At 70.1% G+C, this 24,477-nt stretch carries 20 protein-coding genes; 5 read left to right on the top strand and 15 right to left on the bottom strand.

Annotated features, from left to right (window positions below; translation table 11 throughout):
• Window positions 1-48: 48 nt before the first annotated feature.
• Window positions 49-522 (top strand): OsmC family protein, encoded by a 474-nt coding sequence (locus NQ151_RS15610; RefSeq protein ID WP_257509502.1) that lies wholly within the window; start codon window positions 49-51, stop codon window positions 520-522.
• Between the two features lie 14 nt (window positions 523-536).
• On the opposite strand, the gene NQ151_RS15605 is transcribed toward NQ151_RS15610, so the two are convergent.
• Window positions 537-1,208: a lysophospholipid acyltransferase family protein gene (locus NQ151_RS15605; RefSeq protein ID WP_257509541.1), complete on the bottom strand. Its 672-nt coding sequence runs from the start codon at window positions 1,206-1,208 to the stop codon at window positions 537-539.
• Between the two features lie 228 nt (window positions 1,209-1,436).
• On the opposite strand from NQ151_RS15605, the gene NQ151_RS15600 reads away from it, so the two are divergent.
• Both NQ151_RS15600 and dxr read left to right on the top strand, forming a co-directional pair.
• Window positions 1,437-2,396 carry an FKBP-type peptidyl-prolyl cis-trans isomerase gene (locus tag NQ151_RS15600; RefSeq protein ID WP_257528655.1) on the top strand — a complete coding sequence of 320 codons (960 nt, stop codon included), beginning with the start codon at window positions 1,437-1,439 and terminating at the stop codon, window positions 2,394-2,396.
• Between the two features lie 16 nt (window positions 2,397-2,412).
• Complete coding sequence (gene dxr, locus NQ151_RS15595) at window positions 2,413-3,498, top strand: 1-deoxy-D-xylulose-5-phosphate reductoisomerase (RefSeq protein ID WP_257528654.1); 1,086 nt, start codon at window positions 2,413-2,415, stop codon at window positions 3,496-3,498.
• Here the strand turns inward: dxr and pflA are convergent.
• From pflA to NQ151_RS15560, 7 genes are all read right to left on the bottom strand, one after another.
• Window positions 3,488-4,291 carry a pyruvate formate-lyase-activating protein gene (gene pflA / locus NQ151_RS15590; RefSeq protein WP_257509542.1) on the bottom strand — a complete coding sequence of 268 codons (804 nt, stop codon included), beginning with the start codon at window positions 4,289-4,291 and terminating at the stop codon, window positions 3,488-3,490. The genes dxr and pflA overlap by 11 nt on opposite strands.
• Before the next feature lie 14 nt (window positions 4,292-4,305).
• On the bottom strand, window positions 4,306-6,576 hold the full coding sequence (gene pflB / locus NQ151_RS15585; RefSeq protein ID WP_257528653.1) for a formate C-acetyltransferase: 2,271 nt from the start codon (window positions 6,574-6,576) through the stop codon (window positions 4,306-4,308).
• 390 nt (window positions 6,577-6,966) lie between these two features.
• Window positions 6,967-8,586 carry a Mur ligase family protein gene (locus NQ151_RS15580; RefSeq protein WP_257528652.1) on the bottom strand — a complete coding sequence of 540 codons (1,620 nt, stop codon included), beginning with the start codon at window positions 8,584-8,586 and terminating at the stop codon, window positions 6,967-6,969.
• Window positions 8,587-8,775: 189 nt separating this feature from the next.
• Window positions 8,776-10,347 (bottom strand): glutamate/gamma-aminobutyrate antiporter GadC, encoded by a 1,572-nt coding sequence (gene gadC, locus NQ151_RS15575; protein WP_257509507.1) that lies wholly within the window; start codon window positions 10,345-10,347, stop codon window positions 8,776-8,778.
• 8 nt (window positions 10,348-10,355) lie between these two features.
• Window positions 10,356-11,732: a glutamate decarboxylase gene (gad, locus tag NQ151_RS15570; protein WP_257528651.1), complete on the bottom strand. Its 1,377-nt coding sequence runs from the start codon at window positions 11,730-11,732 to the stop codon at window positions 10,356-10,358.
• A 216-nt stretch (window positions 11,733-11,948) separates the two neighbouring features.
• On the bottom strand, window positions 11,949-12,635 hold the full coding sequence (locus NQ151_RS15565) for a YcnI family copper-binding membrane protein (protein WP_257509509.1): 687 nt from the start codon (window positions 12,633-12,635) through the stop codon (window positions 11,949-11,951).
• A gap of 75 nt (window positions 12,636-12,710) precedes the next feature.
• Complete coding sequence (locus NQ151_RS15560; protein ID WP_257528650.1) at window positions 12,711-13,283, bottom strand: hypothetical protein; 573 nt, start codon at window positions 13,281-13,283, stop codon at window positions 12,711-12,713.
• A 76-nt stretch (window positions 13,284-13,359) separates the two neighbouring features.
• Between NQ151_RS15560 and NQ151_RS15555 the strand changes: the two genes are divergently transcribed.
• Window positions 13,360-14,664, top strand: a complete 1,305-nt coding sequence (locus NQ151_RS15555) for a M50 family metallopeptidase (protein WP_257528649.1) — start codon at window positions 13,360-13,362, stop codon at window positions 14,662-14,664.
• A 31-nt stretch (window positions 14,665-14,695) separates the two neighbouring features.
• On the opposite strand, the gene NQ151_RS15550 is transcribed toward NQ151_RS15555, so the two are convergent.
• Window positions 14,696-16,657, bottom strand: a complete 1,962-nt coding sequence (locus tag NQ151_RS15550; RefSeq protein WP_257528648.1) for an anthranilate synthase family protein — start codon at window positions 16,655-16,657, stop codon at window positions 14,696-14,698.
• A 200-nt stretch (window positions 16,658-16,857) separates the two neighbouring features.
• Between NQ151_RS15550 and ispG the strand changes: the two genes are divergently transcribed.
• Window positions 16,858-18,009 carry a flavodoxin-dependent (E)-4-hydroxy-3-methylbut-2-enyl-diphosphate synthase gene (ispG, locus tag NQ151_RS15545; protein WP_257528647.1) on the top strand — a complete coding sequence of 384 codons (1,152 nt, stop codon included), beginning with the start codon at window positions 16,858-16,860 and terminating at the stop codon, window positions 18,007-18,009.
• Between the two features lie 94 nt (window positions 18,010-18,103).
• On the opposite strand, the gene NQ151_RS15540 is transcribed toward ispG, so the two are convergent.
• The 6 genes from NQ151_RS15540 to NQ151_RS15515 are packed head-to-tail and all read right to left on the bottom strand — an operon-like array spanning window position 18,104 to window position 24,476.
• Window positions 18,104-19,156, bottom strand: coding sequence for an acyltransferase family protein (locus tag NQ151_RS15540; RefSeq protein ID WP_257528646.1), 1,053 nt, complete (start codon window positions 19,154-19,156; stop codon window positions 18,104-18,106).
• Between the two features lie 50 nt (window positions 19,157-19,206).
• Window positions 19,207-19,767: an acyltransferase gene (locus NQ151_RS15535; RefSeq protein ID WP_286130185.1), complete on the bottom strand. Its 561-nt coding sequence runs from the start codon at window positions 19,765-19,767 to the stop codon at window positions 19,207-19,209.
• On the bottom strand, window positions 19,764-20,663 hold the full coding sequence (locus tag NQ151_RS15530; protein WP_257528645.1) for a glycoside hydrolase family 16 protein: 900 nt from the start codon (window positions 20,661-20,663) through the stop codon (window positions 19,764-19,766). Before NQ151_RS15530 ends, NQ151_RS15535 begins: the two co-directional genes overlap by 4 nt.
• Window positions 20,660-21,901, bottom strand: coding sequence for a hypothetical protein (locus NQ151_RS15525; protein ID WP_257528644.1), 1,242 nt, complete (start codon window positions 21,899-21,901; stop codon window positions 20,660-20,662). The genes NQ151_RS15530 and NQ151_RS15525 overlap by 4 nt, the downstream gene beginning before the upstream one ends.
• An 8-nt stretch (window positions 21,902-21,909) precedes the next feature.
• On the bottom strand, window positions 21,910-22,893 hold the full coding sequence (locus NQ151_RS15520; RefSeq protein WP_257509517.1) for a polysaccharide pyruvyl transferase family protein: 984 nt from the start codon (window positions 22,891-22,893) through the stop codon (window positions 21,910-21,912).
• Window positions 22,890-24,476, bottom strand: coding sequence for an oligosaccharide flippase family protein (locus NQ151_RS15515; protein ID WP_257528643.1), 1,587 nt, complete (start codon window positions 24,474-24,476; stop codon window positions 22,890-22,892). Before NQ151_RS15515 ends, NQ151_RS15520 begins: the two co-directional genes overlap by 4 nt.
• Between the last annotated feature and the right edge of the window lies 1 nt (window position 24,477).

Here is a 24,477-nt window from a genome sequence, read left to right as displayed (position 1 = left end):
CCAGCCTACCGGCGCTCAGCCCCGCAGCCCGCGTGCCAGACTGACGGCATGTTCGGCGAGCACACCTACCAGGTGCAGACGCAGTGGACCGGCGACCGCGGCACCGGCACCAGCGGGTACCGCGACTACGACCGGTCGGTCACGATCACGATCGACGGGAAACCGGCGTTGGCGGCATCCGCCGACAAGCCCTTCCGTGGCGACCGGGACAAGTGGAACCCGGAGGATCTGCTCGTTGCGGCGCTGTCGGAGTGCCATCTGCTTTCGTACCTGCACGCCTGCGTCCAGGCGGGGGTCATCGTCACCGGTTACCGCGACGCGGCGACCGGGGTCATGGTGGAGGACGGCCGTGGCGGGGGAGCGTTCCGCGAGGTCGTGCTGCGACCGCAGGTGACCGTCGCGGATGCGTCGATGGTGGATGCCGCGCGCGAGGCGCACACGCAGGCGCACCAGTGGTGCTTCATCGCGAACTCGGTGAACTTCCCGGTGCGGCACGAGCCGGTCATCGACGTCGCAGGCTGACGCGGCGGCCCGCTTCAGCGGCGCTCGTGCGGCAGGACCTGCTTGATGCGCTCGACGGGGTTCTGCGCCGGCGCCTCGTTGTAGGCGTTCGCGAGCTCCTGACCGGACAGCGCATGGATGGCCGCCATGATCTCGTCCGTGGCGAGCCGTCGCGCGCGGCCTGAGGTCGCCGGGCCGTGGTGGGACAGGTCGATCGGCTCGCCGAAGCGCACGGTCACGCGCGGGCGCAGCCGCGGGAACTTCGCGCCCACCGGCATGATCTCGTTCGTGCCGACCAGGCCCACCGGGACCACGGGGGCGCCGGTCTGCAGTGCGAGGAAGGCCACGCCGGTGCGTCCCTTGTACAGGCGTCCGTCCAGCGAACGGGTGCCTTCGGGGTACAGCGCCGTTGCCGCGCCGGCCTCGAGCATGCGCTTCTGCTGGTCCAGGGCGTCCAGTGCCGCCTGGCCGGCACCTCGCTGGACCGGGAAGGCGCCGAGGGCGTAGAAGAACTCGCGGGAGAACCAGCCCTTGATGCCCTTGCCGTCGAAGTAGCTGGCCTTGGCCAGGAATCGCACTGCGCGGGGGGATGCCATCGGGATCACGAACGAGTCGATGAACGACAGGTGATTGCTCGCGAGGATCACCGGGCCCTTGCGCGGCACATTCTTTCGTCCCTCGATCCGGGGGCGGTAGAACATGCGCATGAGCGGAGCGAGCACCCACCGCCCGATGACGTAGGCGGCTCCGATGCCCGGTACGGGTGCGGAGTCGCTCGTCTGCTCGTCGGGCGCAGGCTGCTGGACAGTCACTCAACGAGGTTACTCCCGTTCGCATGCGTGCCCGGGCATGGCGGTATGGGCCCGTTCCCAGGCGCCCGGGAGCGGAGTGCGACAAGATGGGGGAGTCCGTTGTCACCCGCCGTGAGGATCCCCGTGCGCTTCCGCCCACTCGTCGCCCTGTCCGCTGCCGCCGTTTCGGTGGTCCTGTTCGCCGGTTGCACCGGCTCGCCGCAGCCCACGGACACCACGGACACCGCCTCTCCCAGCGCCGGTGAACTCTGCGATGCGAAGCTGCCCTCGGGCGCGGCATCGGACGCGGTGACGGCCGATGGTGCAGTGGGCGAGGCGCCCAAGGTCACCTTCTCCGCCCCGCTGGAGATCGAAGGGATCCAGAGTTCGGTGCTGGTCGAAGGCGACGGCGACGAGGTCGCCGAGGGTGACTTCGCGCACGTTGCGTTCGTGGGCGTGGATGCCGAGACCGCCACAGAACTCGGTGCAGTCGGCTACGCCGAGGCGGAGATCCTGCCGCAGCAGATCGGTGCCGGCACAGGTCTCGGCCAGTTCCTCGGCTGCGCCACCGTCGGCACTCGCGTCGCCGTCACCCTGCCCGCCGACCAGGCAAGCGGCACCGGGGCGCAGGTGTACGTGCTCGACCTGCTCGACGTCGCGCCCGGCGCCGCATGGGGCGACGAGCAGGAACCCGTCGACGGGATGCCTGCCGTGGAGCTCGCCGACGACGGTGCCCCCACGGTGACGATCCCCGAAGCCACCGCGCCGACAGACCTGCAGATCTCGGTGTTGAAGAAGGGTGACGGCCCCGCCGTCGCCGCCGGTGACACCACGCTGCTGCACTACTACGGCGTCGACTGGGAGACCGGCGAGTCGTTCGACTCGTCGTGGAGCCGCGGCGCCCCCTACTCCACCCCCGGCAACCAGTTCGTCGAGGGGTTCGTGCAGGCGCTGGCGGGTCAGCCGGTCGGCTCACAGGTTCTCGTCGTGATCCCGCCGGCGCTCGGCTATGGCGAGGCCGGCAGCAGCGACCACGAACTGGCGGGGAAGACCCTCGTCTTCGTCATCGACATCCTGGCCACGCAGCACGCCCCCGCGGCGTGACCGTAGGCTGAGTCGCGTGCGTCGCGTCCTCATTCTCGGTTCCACCGGCTCCATCGGCACCCAGGCGCTGGACGTCATCCGCGCCAACCCCGGTCGGTTCGAGGTCGTCGGCCTGTCGGCCGGGTCCCAGCGCGATGCGCTGGACCGGCAGGCGGCGGAGTTCCACGTCGAGCACACCGCGCTGGGCGCGGTCGAAGCCGAGCAGCTCGTGCGCGACGTCGAAGCCGATGTGGTGGTCAACGGCATCACCGGATCGGTAGGCCTCGGCCCCACGATCGCCGCGCTGGAAGCGGGCCGCACGCTGGCGCTGGCCAACAAGGAATCGCTGATCGTCGGCGGCGACCTCGTCACCGCGCTGGCGGCTCCCGGTCAGATCGTCCCGGTGGACTCCGAGCACTCTGCGATCGCGCAGGCGCTGCGCTCGGGGGAGCCAGGGGAGGTGCGCCGGCTGGTCCTGACCGCGTCGGGCGGACCGTTCCGGGGTCGCACCCGCGACCAGCTGGCATCCGTCACCCCGGCCGAGGCGCTCGCCCACCCCACCTGGGACATGGGCCGGATGGTCACCACCAACTCCGCCACGCTCGTGAACAAGGGCCTGGAGGTCATCGAGGCGCACCTGCTGTTCGGTGTCGACTACGCCGACATCGACGTCGTGGTGCACCCGCAGTCGATCGTGCACTCGATGGTGGAGTTCGTCGATGGATCCACCATCGCGCAAGCATCGCCGCCGGACATGCGGCTTCCGATCTCACTGGGGCTCGATTGGCCGCATCGGATCTCCGGCGTCGGCCGTCCGCTGGATTGGACGACCGCGTCGACGTGGACGTTCGAGCCGCTGGACGAGCAGGCGTTCCCCGCGGTCGCGCTGGCCAAGCAGGTGGGCAGGGCGCGCGGGACCTACCCGGCGGTGTTCAATGCCGCCAACGAGCAGGCCGTCGACGCGTTCCACGACGGAGCGCTCGGGTTCACCGGCATCCTGGACACCGTGCAGCGCGTCGTGGACGCGCACGAGGCGCCGGACACCCTCACCCGCGAGAGCCTCGCGGACGCCGAAGAATGGGCGCGCCGCACGGCGGACCGGATGATCGCGCTCAGTAGGTGACCAGGCCCCGGGCGCGGAAGTGCTCGCGGGCCGCCTCGACGGCATCCGCCTCGGGCGGCTGGGTGTCCGCCAGCGGATAGGGGATGTCCAGGCGCTCCCACTTGGACGTGCCCATCTGGTGGAACGGCAGCACCTCGACGCGGGCGACGTTCGGCCAGCGCGAGACGATCTCGGCGACCGCCTCGATGTTTTCGGGGGAGTCGGTGAGCCCTGGTACCAGCACGAAGCGGATCCACACCGGCACCCCGTGGGCGGCCAGCCGGTCGCCGAAGTCGAGCGTCGGCTTGAGCTCCCGCCCGGTGACCTCGCGGTAGAGGTCGGGCAGGCCCGACTTCACGTCCAGCAGCACCAGGTCCAGATCCTTCAGCAGGGCGTCGGAGGCGTTGCGCCCGAGGTTGCCGGAGGTGTCGAGAGCGACATGGATGCCGAGCTTCGACGCCTCCGCGGCCAGTCGCGTCACGAATGCCGGCTGCTGCATGGGCTCGCCGCCGGAGATGGTGAGTCCACCTCCGGTGGCCTGGAACACCGGCAGGTACCGGCGCAGGCGCGCCAGGATGTCGTCGATGTCGGTCTTGGCGCCGTCGCGCTGCTGCCAGGTGTCGGGGTTGTGGCAGTACTGGCAGCGCAGCGGACAGCCGGCGAGGAAGAGCGTCATCCTGGTGCCGGGACCGTCCACGGAAGTGACGAGCTCCCAGGAATGCACGCTCGCGACGCGACCCGTCCGCATGGCTTCGAGGCGGGCGTGATGTCCGTCGGAGTCAGGGCGTGTGACGTTCGGTGCCGGCACCAGGATGTCGGACACGGGAGTCAGATTCCCGTGTGGAACGTGCGGCTGATCACGTCGAGCTGCTGCTCGCGGGTCAGGCGCACGAAGTTGACCGCGTATCCGGAGACACGGATGGTCAGCTGGGGGTAGTCCTCCGGGTGCGCCATGGCATCCTCGAGCGTCTCGCGCGTGAGCACGTTGACGTTGAGGTGGAAGCCGCCGGAGATCATCTGGGCATCGAGCAGACCGACCAGGCTCTGCACACGCTCGGACTCGGTGCGTCCGAGACCCGACGGCACGACCGTGGTGGTGAGCGAGATGCCGTCCTGCGCCTGCTCGAAGGGGAGCTTGGCGACGGACAGCGCCGCGGCCAGCATGCCGTGGGTGTCTCGTCCGTTCATCGGGTTGGCGCCCGGGGCGAACGGCTGACCGGCACGGCGGCCGTCGGGGGTGTTGCCCGTCTTCTTGCCGTACACGACGTTGGACGTGATCGTCAGCACCGACTGCGTGTGCACGGCGCCGCGGTACGTCTCGTGCCGGCGGAGCATCTCCATGAACTCGGTGACGAGCTCCCGGGCGATGTCGTCGACGCGGTCGTCGTCGTTGCCGAAGCAGGGGTACTCGCCTTCGACGGTGTAGTCGACCACGAGGCCGGTCTCGTCGCGCACGGGGTGGACCGTGGCGTACTTGATCGCCGACAGCGAGTCGGCCGCGACCGAGAGCCCGGCGATGCCGCAGGCCATGGTGCGCAGGACATCCCGGTCGTGCAGCGCCATCTCGAGACGCTCGTAGGCGTACTTGTCGTGCATGTAGTGGATGCAGTTGAGCGCATCGACGTACGTCTCGGCGAGCCACTCCATCATGACGCGGAACTTGGCCCGCACGTCGGCGTAGTCCAGCACGTCACCGGCCACGGCGGGCATGACCGGCGCGATCTGCTTGCCGCTCACCTCGTCGCGGCCACCGTTGACGGCGTACAGCAGGGTCTTGGCGAGGTTGACGCGGGCGCCGAAGAACTGCATCTGCTTGCCGACGGTCATGGGGGACACGCAGCACGCGATGGCCGCGTCGTCGCCGCAGAGCGAGCGGATGTGGGCGTCGGATTCGTACTGGATCGACGAGGTGTCGATCGACACGCGGGCGCAGAACTCCTTGAACCCCTGGGGCAGGTCGTTGCTCCACAGCACCGTCAGGTTCGGCTCCGGCGCGGGGCCGAGGTTGTAGAGGGTCTGCAGGAAGCGGAAGGCAGTCTTGGTGACCAGCGTGCGTCCGTCTTCGCCGGTGCCGCCGATCGACTCGGTGACCCAGGTGGGGTCGCCGGAGAACAGCGCGTCGTACTCGGGGGTACGCAGGAACCGAACGATCCGCAGCTTGATGACGAGGTCGTCGATGAGCTCCTGCACGTCCTCTTCGGCCAGGATGCCGCGGGCGAGGTCGCGCTCGATGAAGATGTCCAGGAACGCGGTGTTGCGCCCGAAGCTCATCGCCGCGCCGTTCTGCTCCTTCACCGCGCCGAGGTAGGCGAAGTAGAGCCACTGCACGGCCTCGCGGGCCGTCGAGGCGGGGCGGGTGATGTCGTAGCCGTAGCTCGCTGCCATCTGGGCGAGCTCCTGCAGCGCCCGGATCTGCTCGGCGTTCTCCTCGCGCTGGCGGATGATGTCCTCGGTCGAGAAGTGCATGTCCAGCTCGGCGCGCTCGGTCTTCTTCGCGGCGATGAGGCCGTCGGTGCCGTACAGCGCGACGCGGCGGTAGTCGCCGATGATGCGGCCGCGACCATAGGCATCCGGAAGCCCCGTGATGATGTGGCTACTGCGTGCGCGGCGGACCGCCGGCGGGTACACGTCGAAGACGCCGTCGTTGTGGGTCTTGCGGTACGTCGTGAAGATCTTCTCCAGGCCCGGGTCGACGTCGTACCCGTAGGTCTCCAGCGCGCCCTTGACCATGCGCCACCCGCCGTACGGCATGATCGCGCGCTTGAGGGGAGCGTCGGTCTGCAGGCCCACGATCAGCTCGTCGTCCTCGGCGATGTAGCCCGGGGCGTGGGCGGTGATGCCGGCGGGGGTGAGGGCGTCGACGTCGTAGACGCCGCGTTCGCGCTCGGCCGGGAACATGTCGACGATCCGCTGCCACACTCGCTTGGTGCGCTCGGTGGGGCCGGCGAGGAAGCCGGCGTCACCGGTGTAGGGCGTGTAGTTGGCCTGGATGAACCCGCGGACGTCGATGCCGTCCTGCCACGGGCCGGGGGTGAAACCGTCCCAGGCGTCGGGCATCGCGTCGGGGCCGGTGAGAGGGGAGGGGAACAGAACGGTCATGGTCGCTTCCTTACGTCGTCGCGATTGCGTCGCTGCCGGGGGAGGTCTCGTCCAGGCCTCTCGGGGCGTATTTGTTCGTGACGCTAGTCCCGTGCACGGCGCCCGCACGGATCGTGCACGGGAGGTCACAACAGGTGGTCGGACCACGGCACATCTTTGTGGTCTGACCACAAAAGGATACAACAACGGCAGACAGGAGGCGCGGTCCGTTGCGAGGGGATCTGCCGGGCTGCGGTCCTGTGGGGGGATCGGGGCCGCATGCGGGCAGATCTCCGCATTTCAGGCGACGAATGCCGGCGGGTGGGCCGCGCACGAGTGCGGGGCGGATGCCGGGTGCGGGTGCTCCGTCCGGGCGGATGCCGGGGAGAACGGACGCGGGAACCCGGCGGGTCAGTCCGGGTAGGGAACCGGCCAGCTGGGCTCGGGCACGGGCCAGCCCGCGTCGCGCAGCGCGCGGCGGGCGAGCTCGCGCGCCGAGTACGGCGTGCGCTGCCCGCGGATGTCGCGGTAGTCCTGGTGCCCCGGTCCCGCCCACAGGATCGCGTCGCCCTCGCCGACGAGCTTCACCGCTTCGACGATGGCCCGCTCCGGCGGCGAATACTCGTGGATCTCGGCATCCGGCCGCGCCCGCCGGGCGCCCTCGATGAGCGTCGCCCGGATCGAATCGGGGTCCTCGAAGCGTGGGTGGTGGTCGGTCACGACGAGGATGTCGCTGCCGAGCACGGCGGTACGCCCCATGTCGTGGCGCTTGGTGGCATCGCGGTCGCCGTCGGCGCCGAACAGCATGAGCACCTTGCCGGGGGTGACGCGCCGCACCGCGGCGAGGGTCTTCTCGAACGCGTCGGGGGAGTGCCCGAAGTCCACATACACGGCGGGGCCGCGGTCGCCGGAGACCAGCTGCGTGCGCCCGGGGAGGTGGGCGCGGATGCCGCCATCGCGCTCGAGCGCGGCGACGATCGTGTCCCACGCGTAGCCGCCCTCGAGCATCATGACGATCGCGAGGCCCGCGTTGGCGGCCATGTGCCGGCCGATGACGGGCACGACGGTCTGCAGCGACTGCCCGTCGGGTCCGGTGAGGCGGAACTCGGTGCCGGACTGTCGCTCGTCGACGATGTCGACGATCCAGTCCGCACCGGCGGCGACGGCGGGGTCGGCGGCGATGTCGGGTGTCCCGACCGTCGTGACGGGGACTTCGGAGCGCGCGACGACCTCCAGCCCCGGCCCGGAGTCCAGCGAGACGACCGCGCGACGCGACCGGTCGGCGCGGAACAGCGGCAGTTTCGCCTCGAAGTACTCGCGCATGTCGGCGTAGTCGTCGAGGTGATCGTGGGTGAGGTTCGTGAACGCGGCCACGTCGAACACGATGCCGTCGACGCGGTGCCGCGACAGCGCCTGCGCGGACACCTCCACGGCGACCGCCTCGACGCCCCGCTCGCGCATCAGGGCGAGGAGCGCGTGGAACTCGGATGCCTCGGGCGTGGTCAGCCGCGACACGATCACGTGCCCGGCGATGTGCCGCTCGGCGGTCGAGGACAGCCCGGTGACGGCGCCGACCTGCTCGAGGATTCCCTCCAGCAGGTGCGAGACGCTCGTCTTGCCGTTGGTGCCGGTGGTGGCAAGCAGCAGTGGCAGGTCGTCGCCCGGCCCGGTGCCGTACACCCAGGCCGACAGGTCGCCCAGCCGTGCCCGGGGGTCGTCGACGACCACGATCGGCACGCCGGCGTCGGCGGCGATGTCGGCCCCGGCGGCATCGGTGATGACGGCGACGGCGCCCTTGTCCGCGGCGGCCCGGGCGAACTCGGCCCCGTGGCGCACGGCGCCGCGGATGGCGACGAACGCTTCGCCGGCGCGCAGGTCCGCGGTGGCCAGCGTGATGCCCGATAGCGTCACGCCGGCGACATCGCCGCGCACGTCGGTGCCGAACCGGCGGGCGAGTTCGTCCAGCGCGCGCACGGGCGGCCGCTCGGGTCGCAGGACGGGCGGGAGGTTGGTGGGGGCATCAGTGGGCATAGCGCTCCCATCCTCTCATCCAGCGTGGTCGAGACCTCCACCCCGCACACAGATCCGCGGTCGCGGCGCCGATGCGCCGCCCCCCCGGTAAACAGGCGGCCACCCCCCGCGGCCGCCCCCCCCCCCCCCCCCCCCCCCCCCCCGCCGGCGCCCCCCCGCCCCCCCCCCCCCCGCGGATCACTGCCGGACTCACGCCGGTGGCGGCGCCGATCCGCTCGCCGGCGGCGCCGATCGCCGCGGCGGTGCCGACCCGGCCGCGGGAGCCGCGGCCTCATCTTCGTCGTGCGTACCGTGCATGGCCTTCTCCGCCGCACTGCGGCGATCCCAGCCGGGTTTGCGCAGCGCATAGAAGATCAGGGGAGGCGCCCCGAGCACGACGATGACGAGGCCCACGATCCACGGATACGCCGCGACCGGGAACGCCGTGAACCCGTCAGGCGGGACGAAGGTCAGGACGAACGCCGCAAGGCAGGCGAGGAAGCCGATCCCGGCGACGAAGTTCAACGCCGGCACCCGGTAGGTGCGCTTGACGTTCGGCTCCTTGCGTCGCAGCATGATCGCCGCTGCGAACATCAGCATGTACATGATGAGGTACAGCGCCGCCGCCATGTCGATGAGCGCGACGAACGCCGCGCTCACGTTCGGCACGATCACGAAGATCGCCGCCAGGATCGTCACGATGGTGCCCTGCAGCATCAGAATCCCCGACTGCACGCCCGCCTTGTTCCGCTTCTGCAGGGCAGGCGGCAGCAGTCCGGTCTCGGCCGCGGCGAGCAGGCCCTTCGACGGGCCGGCGATCCAGGTGATCACCGACGCGAGCGCACCGGCGGCGATGAGCGCCGACACCACCGCCGTCGCCCACCCCAGACCCCACTTGTCGAAGTAGGCCTGGAAAGCGAGCATGATGCCGTTGGTGAGCCCGAGATCCTTCTCCGGCACGGCGAGCGCGATCGCGATCGTGGGCAGGATGAACACGAGCAGGATCAGGATCGACGCCAGCAGCACCGACCGCGGATACCCGCGCCCGGGGTCCTTCATCTGGTTCACGTGCACCGCGTTGACCTCCATGCCCGCGTAGGCGAGCACGTTCGAGACGATCAGCACGATGGAGGCGATACCGGTGAATGGCGGGATGACGGTGGACGGATCCAGGGAGGTCTCGCTCCTCTCCCCGGTGCCGAGCCAGATGAACCCGAACACGATGAGCAGCACCGCCGGCAGCAGGGTGCCGAGGATCCCTCCCCACGACCCGAGCTTGGCGAAGAGGTTGCCGCCGCGCAGCGTGATGAGCGTGGAGCCCCAGTAGAGCACCAGGATCACGATGGCCGTGTACAACCCGGAGTTGGACAGCGTGGGATCGAGGAAGACGAACGCGAGAGCCGCCGCGATGAAGGCCATCTGCAGCGGGTACCACACCACGTTCTGGATCCACTGCAGCCAGACCGCCGTGAACCCCCATCTGTTGCCGAACGCCTCACGCACCCAGACGTAGACGCCGCCCTTCCATCCCGTCGCCAGCTCCGCGGCGACCAGCGCCGTGGGGATGAGGAACAAGATGGCCGGGATGATGTAGAGCGTGATGCTGCCGAGGCCGTACACCGCCATGGCTGGCAGCGAGCGCAGGCTCGCGACCACCACGAGGGTCAGCATCGCGAGCTGGCCGACTCCGAGGAAGCTCGTCACGGCCTTGCGTGACGTCAGCGGATGATTGGACGCCGCCTTTGCGGCATCCGCCGCCTGATTCGATGTGTTGGTCGACATGTCTCCCCCTAGTGGTGGAACCCGGCGTGCTGGCCCTCGACCGGCATGGCCGATTCGAGCGCGTCGAGGTAGGCCGTCTCGGTCTCGATGTCGGCCAGGAGTTCAGCGGCGAGGTCCATGCTGAGGCCGTTGCGCACCACGATGCGCTGCACGGTGAGGTTCGCGAGGTCATCGGGCATGGGATACGCCGGGACGAGCCAGCCCTTCATGCGCAGCCGGTCCTGCAGGTGGTAGAGGTTCCAGTTCTTGGTATGCCCCTCCTTCAGGTACCACGCGAAGACCGGGATGTCGCTGCCGTCGTTCCACAGCTCGAACGCGTCGAGCTTCCCGATACCGGCCGACAGATACTTCGCGACATCCTGCGACGCCTGCTGCACAGCGCGGTATCCCTCGAACCCGAGCCTGAGGAACATGTAGTACTGCAGCAGCACCTGCGCGCCGGGGCGTGAGAAGTTCAGCGCGAACGTCGGCATCTCCCCGCCCAGGTAGCTCACCTTGAACACGAGGTCCTCGGGGAGCCACTGCGTGTTGCGCCAGACGACCCAGCCCAGGCCCGGGTAGACCAGGCCGTACTTGTGCCCCGAGGTGCTGATGGAGTGCACCCGTTCGAGCCGGAAATCCCACACCAGATCGGGTTGCAGGAACGGTGCGATCATGGCACCGGAGGCGCCGTCGACGTGGATCGGGATGTCCAGTCCCGTCTTGGCCTGGATCTCATCCAGTGCCTTCGCGATCTTCGCGACGGGTTCGTACATGCCGGTGTAGGTGACGCCCAGGATCGCGACGACCCCGATCGTGTTCTCGTCGACGTACTTCTCGAGGTCGTACCCGTCGAGCGTCTTGTGCTCGAGGCTGATGGGCACGAAGCGAGGCTCGACGTCGAAGTAGTTGCAGAACTTCTCCCAGCACACCTGGACCGCTGAGGACATCACGAGGTTCGGCTTGGACGTGTCCTTGCCCGCGACGCGACGGGACTGCTGCCAGCGCCGCTTGAAGGCGAGGCCGCCGAGCATGCAGGCCTCCGAGGACCCGATCGTCGACGTGCCGATGCTCTGCGAGGCCTCCGGCGCGTTCCACAGATTCGCCAGCATGTGCCAGCAGTTGTCCTCGATGGCAGCGGTCTGGGGGTATTCGTCCTTGTCGATCATGTTCTTGTCGAAGGAGGCCTCATAGACCTGCTTGGCGTCCTCGTCCATCCACGTCCCCACGAAGGTCGCCAGGTTCAACCGCGAGTTGCCATCGAGCATCGTCTCGTCGTCGACGATCTGCTTGGCGGTGTCGGGCAGGGACTCCTGCTGGGGGATGACATGTCGTGCGGCGACGGTCGCCTCGCCTCGCCGTGCGAATCGTGGCGTCAGTTCGTCGTCGGTGTTCGCTGCGTTCATCAGCTTCTCCCGGTCCTCGTTGAAATCTGGCGCCCGCCTTGCGCGAGGCGCCGATGCTCTGGCGCGACGCGCGAGGCGCGCCGGCATGCATCTGGGGGGAAGCTACGTCGGTACGCGAGGCACTCACAAGGGGTCTTGACGCAGACTGTCGCAGGTGCAACCGTCGCCGGGCACCACGGCGTGGGGGCGCCGCCGTCGTGACGGCGCCCCGTCGGCTCAACTGCGGCGCGTGCGGCGCAGGGCGACGAGACCTGCTGCCAGACCCGCGGCACCGAGGGCGAGACCACCGGCACCGAGCACGATCGGGAGCACCGTGCTGTCGGTGCTCCCGGTGGCGTCCTGCGCTGCACCATCGGCATCGTCGTGGTGATCGCCGCCGTGTGCGTCATCCGCCGGTTCGCCCACGGTCACCAGCGGCGCGGGGGAGTCGAGGTCGTGCGGGTCCTCACCCTCGTCGGCGATCTGGGACCAGTCGGTCGAGGCGTCGACGCACTCCTGCAGCACCGGGAAGGCGACCTGCTCGCCGGCGAGGTCGTCGGCGAAGGTGACCTGCATCGAGACGGTCGTCAGCAGCCCAGACTCAATCGGCTCGTCGGCGGAGAACACCACCTGCGTCGGCACGCCCGCGTCGGCGCCGACCCGCTCGATCGTCCAGCCTGCCTGCGCGTGCGGCGCGATGCCGGCGATGCCCTCGGGGATGTCGATCGTGAAGCCCGTGGTCGGCGACGCGTCGCAGCCGTGGCTGGAGGAGAAGGTCAGCACGGTCGTGCCGCCTGCGGCGGCATCGGACGGGTCGACATGGACGTGTGCCGATGCCATCGCCGGGACGGCGACGAGGGCGATGCCGGCGACGACGCCGGCGGTCAGACGCGCGCGGCGGCGCGCGGAAACAGTTGTGGTCATGGAAGCTCTCTCGATCGGTGGACGGCTCGTGCCGTCGGAGAAGGGCGCGGACGCGCCGGGTGACGAAGTGTCGTGTCAGCCGGCGCGCACCGGCGGACCCCGGCGGGAGAGAGCGCAGTCGAGGATGAGCGAGCGGCGCACCGGTGCCACACGCACGGTGAGCGACGGCCGGCGCACGAGCGGAGCGGGCGGCGCCGCGGCGGTGCGCGCGGCGAGGTGGCGGATGCCGCGCCCCAGCCGCTGCAGCAGCTGCTCGCCATGGCGGACGGCCAGGATCGTCACGAGCGCGGCGATGACGTGGCCGACGATCATCACCGGATCGATGTCCGTCGAGGCGGTGACGGTCCCCGCCGGCCGCTGAGGTGACAGGTGGGCGTGGCCCGCCGAGAGGGGGAGAGCGTCGCCGGCGAGGGCGAACGCGCCGTGGAACAGCGCCTGGGCGCCGGTCACCACGAGCGCGGTGCGCCACCACGCGGGCCTGCGCCCGGTCAGCCACACCGCCAGGGGGGCGGCCAGCGCGGCGACCGAGACCACCAGGAGCGGATGAGGGGCGCCGCCACCGGAGAGCGTGTGAGCGGTCGCTGCCACGAGCGTCGCGATCACCGCCGCCGCGGTGCCCCGCAGCGCGCGCACCTGCCGTGTGGCCACCGCGCACCTCCCCGATCTCAGCCTAGAGTGCCACGCCTCGGCGAATTCAAAGCCGATGACGGTAGCCTGACCCGCTGTGACCGTCATCGCCTTCATCGTCGGGGTGGTCGTCCTCGTCGTAGGACTGGCCGTCTCGATCGCACTGCACGAACTGGGGCACCTCCTGCCCGCGAAGAAGTTCGGCGTGCACGTAGGCCAGTACATGATCGGGTTCGGCCCGACGCTGTGGTCGCGCCGGCGCGGCGAGACGGAGTACGGCTTCAAGGCGATCCCGCTCGGGGGCTACATCTCGATGTCGGGCATGTACCCGCCCTCACCCACGCGCGGTGACCGCAGCGGTCGTGCCGGCGGCGGCTTCTTCGCCACGATGGTGCAGGACGCGCGCACCGCCAACGCCGAAACGATGGCTGACGTCGACGAGAACCGGCTGTTCTACAACCTGCCGGTGTTCAAGCGCATCATCATCATGCTCGGCGGTCCGGTGATGAACCTGCTGCTGGCGATCGTGCTGTTCACGATCATGCTCAGCGGCATCGGCGTGCAGACGGCGACGACGACGGTCGCCAGCGTCAGCGAGTGCATCGTCTCCGGCACCGCCGCGCAGACCGACTGCACCGAGGCTGACCCGGCCTCACCCGCCGCCGCCGGCGGCATCCGGCCCGGTGACGTACTGATCTCCGTCGACGGCACCGAGGTGGCCACCTTCGCCGAGGCATCCGAGATCATCCAGGACTCTCCCGGGCAGCAGCTGCCCATCGTGGTCGAGCGCGACGGCGTGCAGCAGACCCTGCAGGTGACGCCCGTGCTCGCCGAACGCGAGATCGTGGATGCCGAGGGCGAGGTCACCACCGCCGAGGTCGGCATGGTCGGCATGACCGCGCAGTCCGAATACGTGCCGCAACCGCTGTGGGCGGGCCCCGAGATGACCTTCGAGAGCCTCGAGCGGGTCGTGGGCGTCGTGGTGCAGCTGCCGGTGCGGGTCTATGACACCGCGGTGAGCCTCTTCACCGGGACCGAACGCGATCCCAACGGACCGCTGTCGGTCGTCGGTGCCGGCCGGATCGCGGGTGAAGTGGCATCCGTCGACGCCCCCGTCCTCAACCGCGTCGCGGGGCTGGTGGGGCTGCTTGCCTCGCTGAACCTCGCGCTGTTCGTCTTCAACCTGATCCCGCTGCTGCCGCTGGACGGCGGACACGTGGCGGTGGCGCTGTGGGACGGGATCAAACGGGCATGGGCGAAGATCTTCCGCCGCCCGCCGCCGCGCCCGGTGGACACCGCGCGGCTCGTGCCGGCGACGTTCGTGGTCGTGGTGCTGCTGATCGGCATGGGCGGCATCCTGATCCTCGCGGACCTGTTCAACCCCATTTCCGTCTTCGGCTGACAGCCGGGCGCCGGACGCGCCGCACCCCGCGTCAGGACAGCGCGTGGGCGACCAGTCGCTCCAGGGTGCGCATGCCGTCGCGCGACAGGATCGACTCCAGGTGACCCTGCACCGAGGCGAACCCGGGGCCGCGGAGGGCGTACACATCGCCCGATTCCGGATCCGCGGCGACCTGCGCCTCGCCCACGCGGTCGGTGCCCGGTGCGACGCGTGCGGTGAAGGTGTTGTAGAAGCCGATCGAGGCGCGCTCGCCGAAGACGTCCACCGTCCGCTGCAGCCCCTGATGCGGGGACGCCAGTGGCGCCAGGTCGATGCCGAGCGCATCGGCGAGGATCTGGTGGCTGAGACACACCGCCAGCAGGGGTCGTCCGTCGGCCAGCCGGTGCTGCACGACGTCACGCATTCGCCGCAGGCGGGCACTGTCGGGGTCGCGGGGGTCGCCCGGTCCGGGGCCCGCCACGACCAGGTCGACGCCGTCCAGCTGCGCGTCCGACACCTCGGACCACGGCGCGATGGTGACGTCCAGGCCGAGGTGGCGCAGCTGGTGGGCGAGCATCGTGGTGAAGCGGTCCTCCGCGTCGACCACGAGCGCCGAGCGCCCGGCGAACGGGCCGGCGACGGCTTCGGTCGGCTGCGGGTTCAGCCAGAACTCCGCCAGCCGCCCGTTGCGCGAGGCCAGCAGCGCGGCGATCTGCGGATCGTCGGCGAGCGTGCGAGGAGCGGACGCCGGAGCGTCGGTGTCCTGCTCCCCGCCGACGGCCACGCCCACGTGCGCGTCCGCGGCGTCCGCCGCTTCCGCGGCGAGGTCACGGGGGATCGCCCCGATCGCGCCGAGCACGCCCGCAGCCTTGCCGTGGGTCTCGCCCACCTCGCCGGCGGGGTCGGAGTGGCGCACGAGGGTCGCGCCCACCGGGACGCGCAGCCGGCCGTCCACGAGATACGCGGTGCGGATGAGGATGGGTGCGTCCAGGTCGTGGGTCGTGCCGGCACCGGCATCCGCGTCCTTCGCGGCATCCGTGTCGCCGTTCGGGGTGAACAGCGCCGCCACGCCGGAGTAGTAGCCGCGGGGGGTGGTCTCGTGCCGGGCGATGACGGTGCACGCGTTCTGCATGGGGGAGCCGGTGACGGTGGGGGCGAACATCGTCTCGCGCAGGATGTCGCGCGGATCCAGCCGACTGCGACCGCGCAGCACGTACTCGGTGTGGGTCAGCCGCGACATCTCCTTCAGATGCGGGCCGGTGATGCGCCCGCCGTCGGAGCAGACGGCGCTCATCATCTTGAGCTCCTCGTCGACGACCATGAACAGTTCCTCGGTCTCCTTCGTCGACTCGAGGAACGCGCTGAGGGTCTCGGCGGTGGCACCGCCCGCGGGGTGGCGGAAGGTGCCGGAGATCGGGTTCATCGTGACGACCCCCCCCTGCGCGCTGACGTGGGCCTCGGGGCTCGCGCCGACGGCGATGTGGCCGGGAGTGACGATTGCGAACGTCCAGTAGGCGCCCCGTTCGTGCTCCAACAGGGCGCGAAACCAGGTCAGCGCCGCGACGCGGGGGTCCGCGTCGACACCGGCGGTGAAGTCCCGGCGGATGACGAAGTTGGCACCTTCGCCGCGGCCGATCTCCTCGGCAATGACGCGCCGCACGATGGCGGCGTAGTCGTCGTCGGCGATGTCGAACCCGGCATCCGTCAGTGCGATCGGGTCGACGGGCAGCTCGGCGAGGACCTGTGCACGCGGCAGGGCGGTGTGGGAATCCACCACCAGGCAGCGCAGCGGCGCGCCGTCGTCGTGGCAGGCGAAACCGCGTTCCCGCACCTGGCGGTACGGCACCAGCGCGAGCACTTCGCGCGGTGTGCCGTCCGCGTCGGTCAGCGGGATGTCGGCGAGCAGGTCGACGTCGACGACGTCGCCGGTGAGCAGCTCGACGGTGTCGGCATCGCGCGCGATGAGGGCGAACGCCGGCAGGTCGGCCAGCGTGGCGGGAAGTGACGCGGTCATGGTCGGTCTTTCGTCAAGGGAGCGGCCAACCCAACAAAAAAGACCGCCCCGGGGGCGGCCTGTCGTCACACGAACACACCGCCTATGCGGTGAGCCACCAGGTGAGGTTCGCGGACATGGGCCGAAACTACCACACCGCACCGCCGGGCGCGGAGTCCGCGCTCAGCCCTCCCGCAGGCCCCCCGGCGTAGGCTGGGGGTGTGCCAGCAGTCAATATCGGGATGCCGCGTGTGCCGGAGGTTCTCGCCCCTCGTCGCAAGACCCGTCAGATCAAGGTCGGCAAGGTCCTCGTGGGCGGTGGCGCTCCTGTCAGCGTCCAGTCGATGACGACCACCAAGACCACCGACATCAATGCCACCCTTCAGCAGATCGCCGAGCTGACGGCATCCGGTTGCGAGATCGTACGCGTGGCGGTGCCGTCGCAGGACGACGCCGATGTGCTGCACATCATCGCCAAGAAGAGCCAGATCCCCGTCATCGCCGACATCCACTTCCAGCCGAAGTACGTCTTCCAGGCCATCGACGCCGGCTGCGCTGCGGTGCGTGTCAACCCGGGCAACATCCGCCAGTTCGACGACAAGGTCGGCGAGATCGCGAAGGCGGCCAAGGATGCCGGGGTGTCGCTGCGCATCGGCGTGAACGCGGGGTCGCTGGATCGCAGGCTCCTGGAGAAGTACGGCAAGGCGACCCCGGAGGCCCTCATGGAGAGCGCCGTCTGGGAAGCGAGCCTGTTCGAGGAGCACGATTTCCACGACTTCAAGATCTCGGTCAAGCACAACGACCCGATCGTGATGGTCAAGGCGTACCGGCTGTTGTCCGAGCGGGGTGATTGGCCGCTGCACCTGGGCGTCACCGAGGCAGGGCCCTCGTTCCAGGGGACCATCAAGAGCGCCACCGCGTTCGGCATCCTGCTGTCTGAGGGCATCGGCGACACCATCCGCGTCTCGCTGTCGGCGCCGCCGGCCGAAGAGGTCAAGGTCGGCCACCAGATCCTGCAGTCGCTGAACCTGCGGGAACGCAAGCTCGAGATCGTCTCCTGCCCGTCGTGCGGGCGCGCGCAGGTCGACGTCTACACCCTCGCCGACGACGTCACCGAGGGGCTCAAGGACATGACCGTGCCGCTGCGGGTGGCCGTGATGGGCTGTGTCGTCAACGGCCCGGGCGAGGCCCGCGAGGCCGACCTCGGCGTGGCATCCGGAAACGGCAAGGGGCAGATCTTCGTCAAGGGTGAGGTCGTCAAGACCGTGCCCGAGGCCGACATCGTCAAGACGCTGATCGAAGAGGCCAACCGCATCGCCGCCGAGATGGGCCCCGGCGCACCGCTGGGCACCGCGCAGGTCATCACCGCCTGACCCGCCTCCCCGACACAGGCGATCTCACTGGTACAGGACGTTTACCGGCGAATCGTCCTGTTCTCGGGAGTTCTCCTGTTTCCGGGAGTCGGCCTCAGCCGCGAGCGGCGTCGACCCGGGCGCGCGAGAACCACGCGGGGGCTTCATACAGCAGCCGCAGCACCGGCACCCGCGCGGCGCCCGCAGCGATCAGCAGGCTCAGCGGGATCGCGATCGCCGTCATGAGGATCGGCATCACCGGCCGCAGCCCCGCGAGGGCGGGCGCGTCGGCGAACGGCATCAGGATGCTGGTCATGGTCGACAGCAGCAGGATGTGCGTGACATACACCTGCAGGGTGCGCTGCCCGAGGTGCTCCAGCGGCCGCGACAGCGGGGTGCGCCCCAGGTTGCGCGCCAGGCACAGCCCGAAGCCGACGGCGATCAGCCCGACCGGGATCGCGGTGACGGCGTCCACGAGCCAACCCGTCGCGCCGCGCAGCACGATGAATGCCGCGAACGCCACCAGCAGCGCCGCCGTGGCCAGCCAGCGGCGGCGGTGCACGAAGCGCACGATGTCCTCGCGGAAGTACAGACCGATGAGGAAGAACACGAAGTACCGCACGATGCCGTCGTAGGCGACGTTGTCGAAGGTCACGCCGCCGTACATGACGGCGGATGCCACGGCGGTGATCCCCACGGCGACCCACCGGTTCACCCTGCCGTGGAGCGCCTTCGGGGCGATGAGGAACAGCGCGAGTGCGAAGAGGAACCACAGCCCATTCGAGGGGCGGACGACGGACAGGACGAAGTCCCACCAGCTGGACTGGTTGAGATCGATCGGCTCCGGGATCACCTGGTAGTAGGCGAAACGCAGCACCGTCCACACCAGGAACACCCACACCAACACCGCCAGCCGCGTGCGCCACAGCGCCGGCCACGAGCGCTCGACGGCCCCGACGGCGAGCATGCCCGCAACGAGGAAGAACAGCGGCATGCGCATGAGGGCGAAGACGAGATTGAGCGAATCCCACCAGGGCGACGCGAGCCCGGTGGGGACGGTGAACATGCCGGCGTGGAAGAGCACGACGAGCACGATCGCGATGCCGCGGGCGCCGTCGATCCACGTCAGGCGGCCATAGCCGGGTGCGGCGGGAGGAGGGGTCTGCATGAGGTTCCTTGTGGGGCGAGTCGGAAGAGACGGATCGGGCCGCGAGCGCTTCAGTCGGGAAGCGCGGCCGGCTCCTCCGCCAGGGCGCGGATCAGCCGGGCGGGCACGCCGCCGTACACCGCGCCCCCGGGCAGGTCGCGGGTGACCACGGCGCCCGCGGCGACCACGACGTCATCGCCGATCGTCACACCGGGGAGCACCGTGACGTTCGCGCCCAGCCAGCAGCGGTCGCCGATGGTGACACCGGCGCTGTCGCGGTCCTTGGACACGCCCGCCGGCCCCACGTCGTGGAAGCTGGTGACGACGGTGACGAACATCGCCAGCTGGCAGTCCCGGCCGATCCGGATCGGGGCGACGGCCTCGAAGTAGCATCCGACGTTGACGAACGTGCCCTCGCCGATGCGGATGTCCCGGCTGCCGGTGAAGGTGCACTTCGGGGAGAGGTTCGCGGTGCGCACGTCGAAACCGCGCACCCGGAGGATGCCGTAGCGCACCGCCCGAGGGCAGAGCACGGATCCGGCGACGCTGTTGGTGACGAACGACCGCCACCCCCACGACGCGTCCTCGGCGAGGCTGCGCAGCAGCGCGCCGACACGGCCCGGCCCGCTCACGGCACGATGCTCTCGGTCTGGTCGGCGGGGGTGTACGCGAGCCAGTCGATGACCATCTCGTTGACCTCGGGGGTGGTGGCATCCGGGTCCCCGGGCCAGTTTCCGCCGACGGCGAGGCTGAAGAGGGCATGGGTCGGCTGGTCGAACACCCAGCGACCGGTCAGCGGCACGTCCCACTCCTCGACGTCCATCACGACCTGATCGTCGATCGCGAGGATGATCCGGCCCGGCTGCTTCTCGACGGTGTAGATGTGGAAGTCGTCGGCCAGCGGCGCGGGCTGGTCCACGCCTTCGTTGATGGCCCAGTGCTCGGTCCAGCCGATCGGCCCGTGCAGATGATGCCGGCTGCGGGACGTGTCGTTGGGCGTCTCGATGATGTCGATCTCGCCCGCGTTCGGCCAACCGACCCGGTCGATGTCATCGCCGAGCAGCCAGAATGCCGGCAGCAGTCCCTGGCCCTCGGGCAGCTTCACCCGTGCCGAAAGCTGACCGAACTCGAACGACCACTTGTTGTGGGTCGTGATGCGGCCGGAGGTGGGGGTGCCCCCGTCTGCCGGCACGGTCGCGGTGATGACCAGGTTGCCCTCGCCGTCCAGCGCGACGGCGTCCTCGGTGTACTCCTGCAGCTCGTTGTTGCCCCAGCCGCCGCCACCGGTCTGGATGCTCCAGAACGCGGGATTGGGTTTGGCGCCGGCCGTGCCGTCGAAGTCGTCGAAGAGGGCCTGTTTGTCGTCGTAGCGGGGCATGAGGAAGGAGAAGCCGGTGAACCACCACACGCCACCGACCGCCAGCAGGATCACGAGGATGCCGGCGGGGATGCCGAGGGTGAGCCAGCGCCGCCGGCGCTTGCGGCGGGGCGGGGTGGCCTCGGTGGGGGGTGGGGCGGTGGTGGTCACGGCAGCAGTCCTTCCGGGTCGCGGCAGAGCAGTTCGCAGGCGGCGGCGATGGTGTCGCGGTCGTACAGCGAGCCGTCGAAGCTCACCGAGATGTTGAGGCGGCGTTTGAGTACCGCCGTGAGTGCGGTGATCCCGTTGCGGCCGGCCGGATCCACCGACACGCGCACGACGCCCTCGCCGGACCAGGGGAGTGGCTCGAGGGCGCGCAGGAACCCCATGTCGCTCACGATCGCCTTCGCGGCGGCGGGCACCTCCGCGGGCGCCGGTCGGCGCCAGCCACGGGTGAGCAGCCCCGTCGTGAGGGCGGCCAGCGGGCGTCCGACGTGCAGGTCGCGGCTGAACCGCGCGCCGGCGGCATCCAGCCCGTCGCCTGCGGCGATCGGGTGGCCCACCACGAAGTTCGCCAGCGTCGACCGACCCGACGGGAGGTAGCGCCGCAGGTCGACGAGGATGGAGCCTTCGTCCATCACCGGAACCCCGACCTGACGAAGCGCGGCGCTCAGCGCGAACATCATCGCCAGCGTCGGGGGGACCCGGCCGCGACTCCACGCCGCCACCGACCGGTAGGTGTCGGGGTCCATCCTGCCGGTGACGAGGTCGAGCGAGCCGCGCTCGGCCGAGACGGTGGGCCCCCCGGCGTGCGTGGTATTGCGCTCGCCCAGGCGGTCCCGCACGACGTCGATCGCCCGTCGGGGATGACGCAAGAACGTCGTGGCCAGCGCCGCCCGCAGCGGATCGGTGTCGCGGGTGGAGCCGAACACGGACGGGGCCGGCCTGCCGGTCAGCGTCCCGGCGGTCAGCATCACGCCGAGGAAGCCGTCGCCGAGCCGGTGATCGATGCACAGCGACGCACGATCCTCGCCCAGGAACACCGTGAAGGGCAGGTCGGGGTCGACGGCCTCGCGCAGCCGCGGCAGACCTTCGTCGCCGATGTACTGGGCCGGGAGTGCGCGCACCATCCGCTCTGCCTGCTCGTCCAGCGTGTCGGGGTCGTATCGCCACCGCGCGCCGTCGAACGTGCGGCCCGCGCGGGCGGATGCGCCCATGCCGATGAGCTCGCGCACCGCGCCGACCACCGTGGCGCGGTCGGGCACGTTCAGGGGGGACAGCTCCACGCTGATGTACACCCCTGCCGACAGCAGATCGCGATCGAGCACCCGGCCCGATGCCGCCGCGACGCTCGCAGTGGTCGTTGCGTGCCCGCGCACGTCGGTACCGGTCCGCTCGCGGCCTGCCATGACCATCCTCAGACCATCTCCGCAGCGGTCGGCAGGTCGGCGGCGAAAGCGAGGGGCAGGTCGAGGTCTTCGAGCCAGGTGCCGGCGTAGCTGGTGAGCTTGCCGTTCGCGTTGTCGATCGCGATGACGCGACGGCCCATCTGCAGGCCGATCAGCATCGCGTGCAGGCGATCGGTGACGATCGTCTCGCCGGGGGAGAGCAGCGCCACCCCGGTGGCCAGCCGCTTCGCGGCATCCGCGAACCACCGCTCGGTGGACCGGTTCATCGTGCGGGTCACCGCCCCCTCGAAGAACGTCCGGCGCAGCCGCTGCGCGAGCCGGTCGGCGAAGGTCATGGCCGGCCAGTCAACGGCGGCCGCACCGGTCCCCGGTGGCAGCGCGCTCTCGTCGTCGCGCCGCAGCAGGTACACCGCCTCGCGTGTGGGCGCCGCCGATTCCAGGCGGCCCAGCATGTGCACGCTGTCCGGCGCGAGCGTGACGTCGGCGACGAGGTCGCGCACTTCGGCGAGCGACGCGGTGTCGCGCACCGCGAGACGCAGCTGAGGGCGAGAGGCCATGCGCCGGGCGAACTGGCCGCGGTCGGACTCGGAGGCGAAGTGCACCGACTGCGGCTCCTGGATCAGCAGTGTGTCGGGGCGCAGGCGCTCGGCGAGCCGGTAGCGGTGCTCGCTGTGCTGCGGGTAGAGCCCGCCGAAGTTGCCGCCGCCCTGGATCGCCACGGTCGTGGCCGAGTCGTACACGGCCGGGGCGATCGTGCCCCAGGAGTAGGTGGCCTCCACCTGGATGCCGGCACGGCGCCAGAACTCGGCCTGGCCGAGCGCGATGACCGAGTCGCCGATGTTCGCGTAATCGGGGAAGTCGGTGAGCACGAGCGACTCCACACCGCTGTGCAGCTGCGTCAGCGCATCGAACGAGCGACGCTGCAGCTCGTCGATGAAGTCCGACCCGGCGCGCGGCAGCGGCTCACGGGTGTTGTCGATAGGGATGGTCACGGGGATTCCTCCAAGGCGTGGCCGGCGCGGGACCGGGTGGGAAGGGCAGACCTCAGCTGGGCACGCGAGGTCTTGTCGAGGGCGAGGAAGTAATACACCGTCAGCGCCGCGGCGACCCACAGCAGGGTCACCAGCACGATGAGCGGCAGCGACAGGTCGAGCAGGCTCACGGCGATCAAGCCCGCGGCCAGCGGCGCGACCGTGCCGAACGGCAGCAGCAGGCAGCGGATCGCGAAGTCGCGCACCGACAGGTCCAGCCGCCGCAGCGCGACGGCGATGTAGATGGGCTCGAGCAGCACGATCGGCACCGCCAGGCCCAGCGCGATGCCGGCCAGACCCATCGAGCTGCCCAGCGCCACGGCCAGCAGCGTGCCGGAGACGGCCCAGATCGTGTGCAGGACCGCGAACCCCCGCAGCGACCCCTGGGCGGTGAGGATGGGGACGGCGAGCAGGTGGTTGTTGTTGGCGAACATCGACAGCACGAGGATCTGCGCCACGACCGCCGCGCCCGCAGCCGCTCCGGCACCGGCTTCTCCCACCCACAGCTGCATGATCTGGGGCATGAAGATCACCACCGGCACCAGTACGAGGGTCATCAGCATGTTCGCCAGGCTCGTGCCCCGCAGGTACATCTGACCGATCGGTGCCCCCGCGGCGCCGCCGTGGCGCATCGATGCCGTCGGCAGCACGGCGACGGCGAGCGACCCGGTCACTTCCTTCACCAGAAGGTAGATGCGCTGTCCGGCGGCGTACATCGCGGTGAACCCGATCGGCAGCAGCAGGGCGGTGAGGATGCCGCCCACCTGCATGATCACGACCCCGGCGATGCCGAGCACCATGAGCTGCGAGCTCACGTGGAACAGCTCCCGGAACACATCCCAGCGGAAGTCGGCGAACCGCGCGGTGATCTGCGGGGCGCGCAGCCGCCGCAGCACGTACGTGGCGATGCCGAAACAGAGGATGCCGACGACGTCCACCATCGCGACCGCGACGATTCCCAGATCCGCCCAGCAGACGAGCAGCGTGAACACGACGCGGAACGCCGCGAGGCCGATCAGCAGGTAGTTGACCTCACCGAGACGGCCGACGCCCGCCAGCACCTGACGATTGGCGGAGAACACCAGCAGCAGGAAAACGTTCGCCACGCCCAGGATCGCCAGCGCCCACGCCGTCGAGGTGAGGTGCGCACCGAAGTCGGCGTTGGGCACGGTGAATGCGAATGCGATCGCCGTCGCCGAGGCCAGCAGGAGTGCTGCGGCGAGGTAGAACACGTTGCTCGCCGAGGCGACGCTGCGCATGCGGGCGATGTCGCCGGAGGGCCGTGCCACACCGATGAAGCGGGTGGTGGCATCCCCGATTCCCAAATCCTGCTGGAACAGCGCCCCGAGCGCGACGGTGAGCATGTACAGGCCGTACTGCTCGGCCCCGAAGGCGCTGAGCACGAACGGCAGCAGCACGACGTACGCGATCATCGAGGACAGCCGGGCCAGGTAGGTCGTGATCACCGCGCCGGTGATCCCGCCTTTGGCTGGGGCCGACGCGCGCCGCTGCTGCGGCGGCGCCGGAGAGGTCGCGGTCGCCATG

This window comes from Microbacterium sp. zg-YB36 (assembly GCF_024623575.2).
Taxonomy (GTDB): domain Bacteria; phylum Actinomycetota; class Actinomycetes; order Actinomycetales; family Microbacteriaceae; genus Microbacterium.
This window is presented reverse-complemented; position numbering and strand designations above follow the sequence as displayed.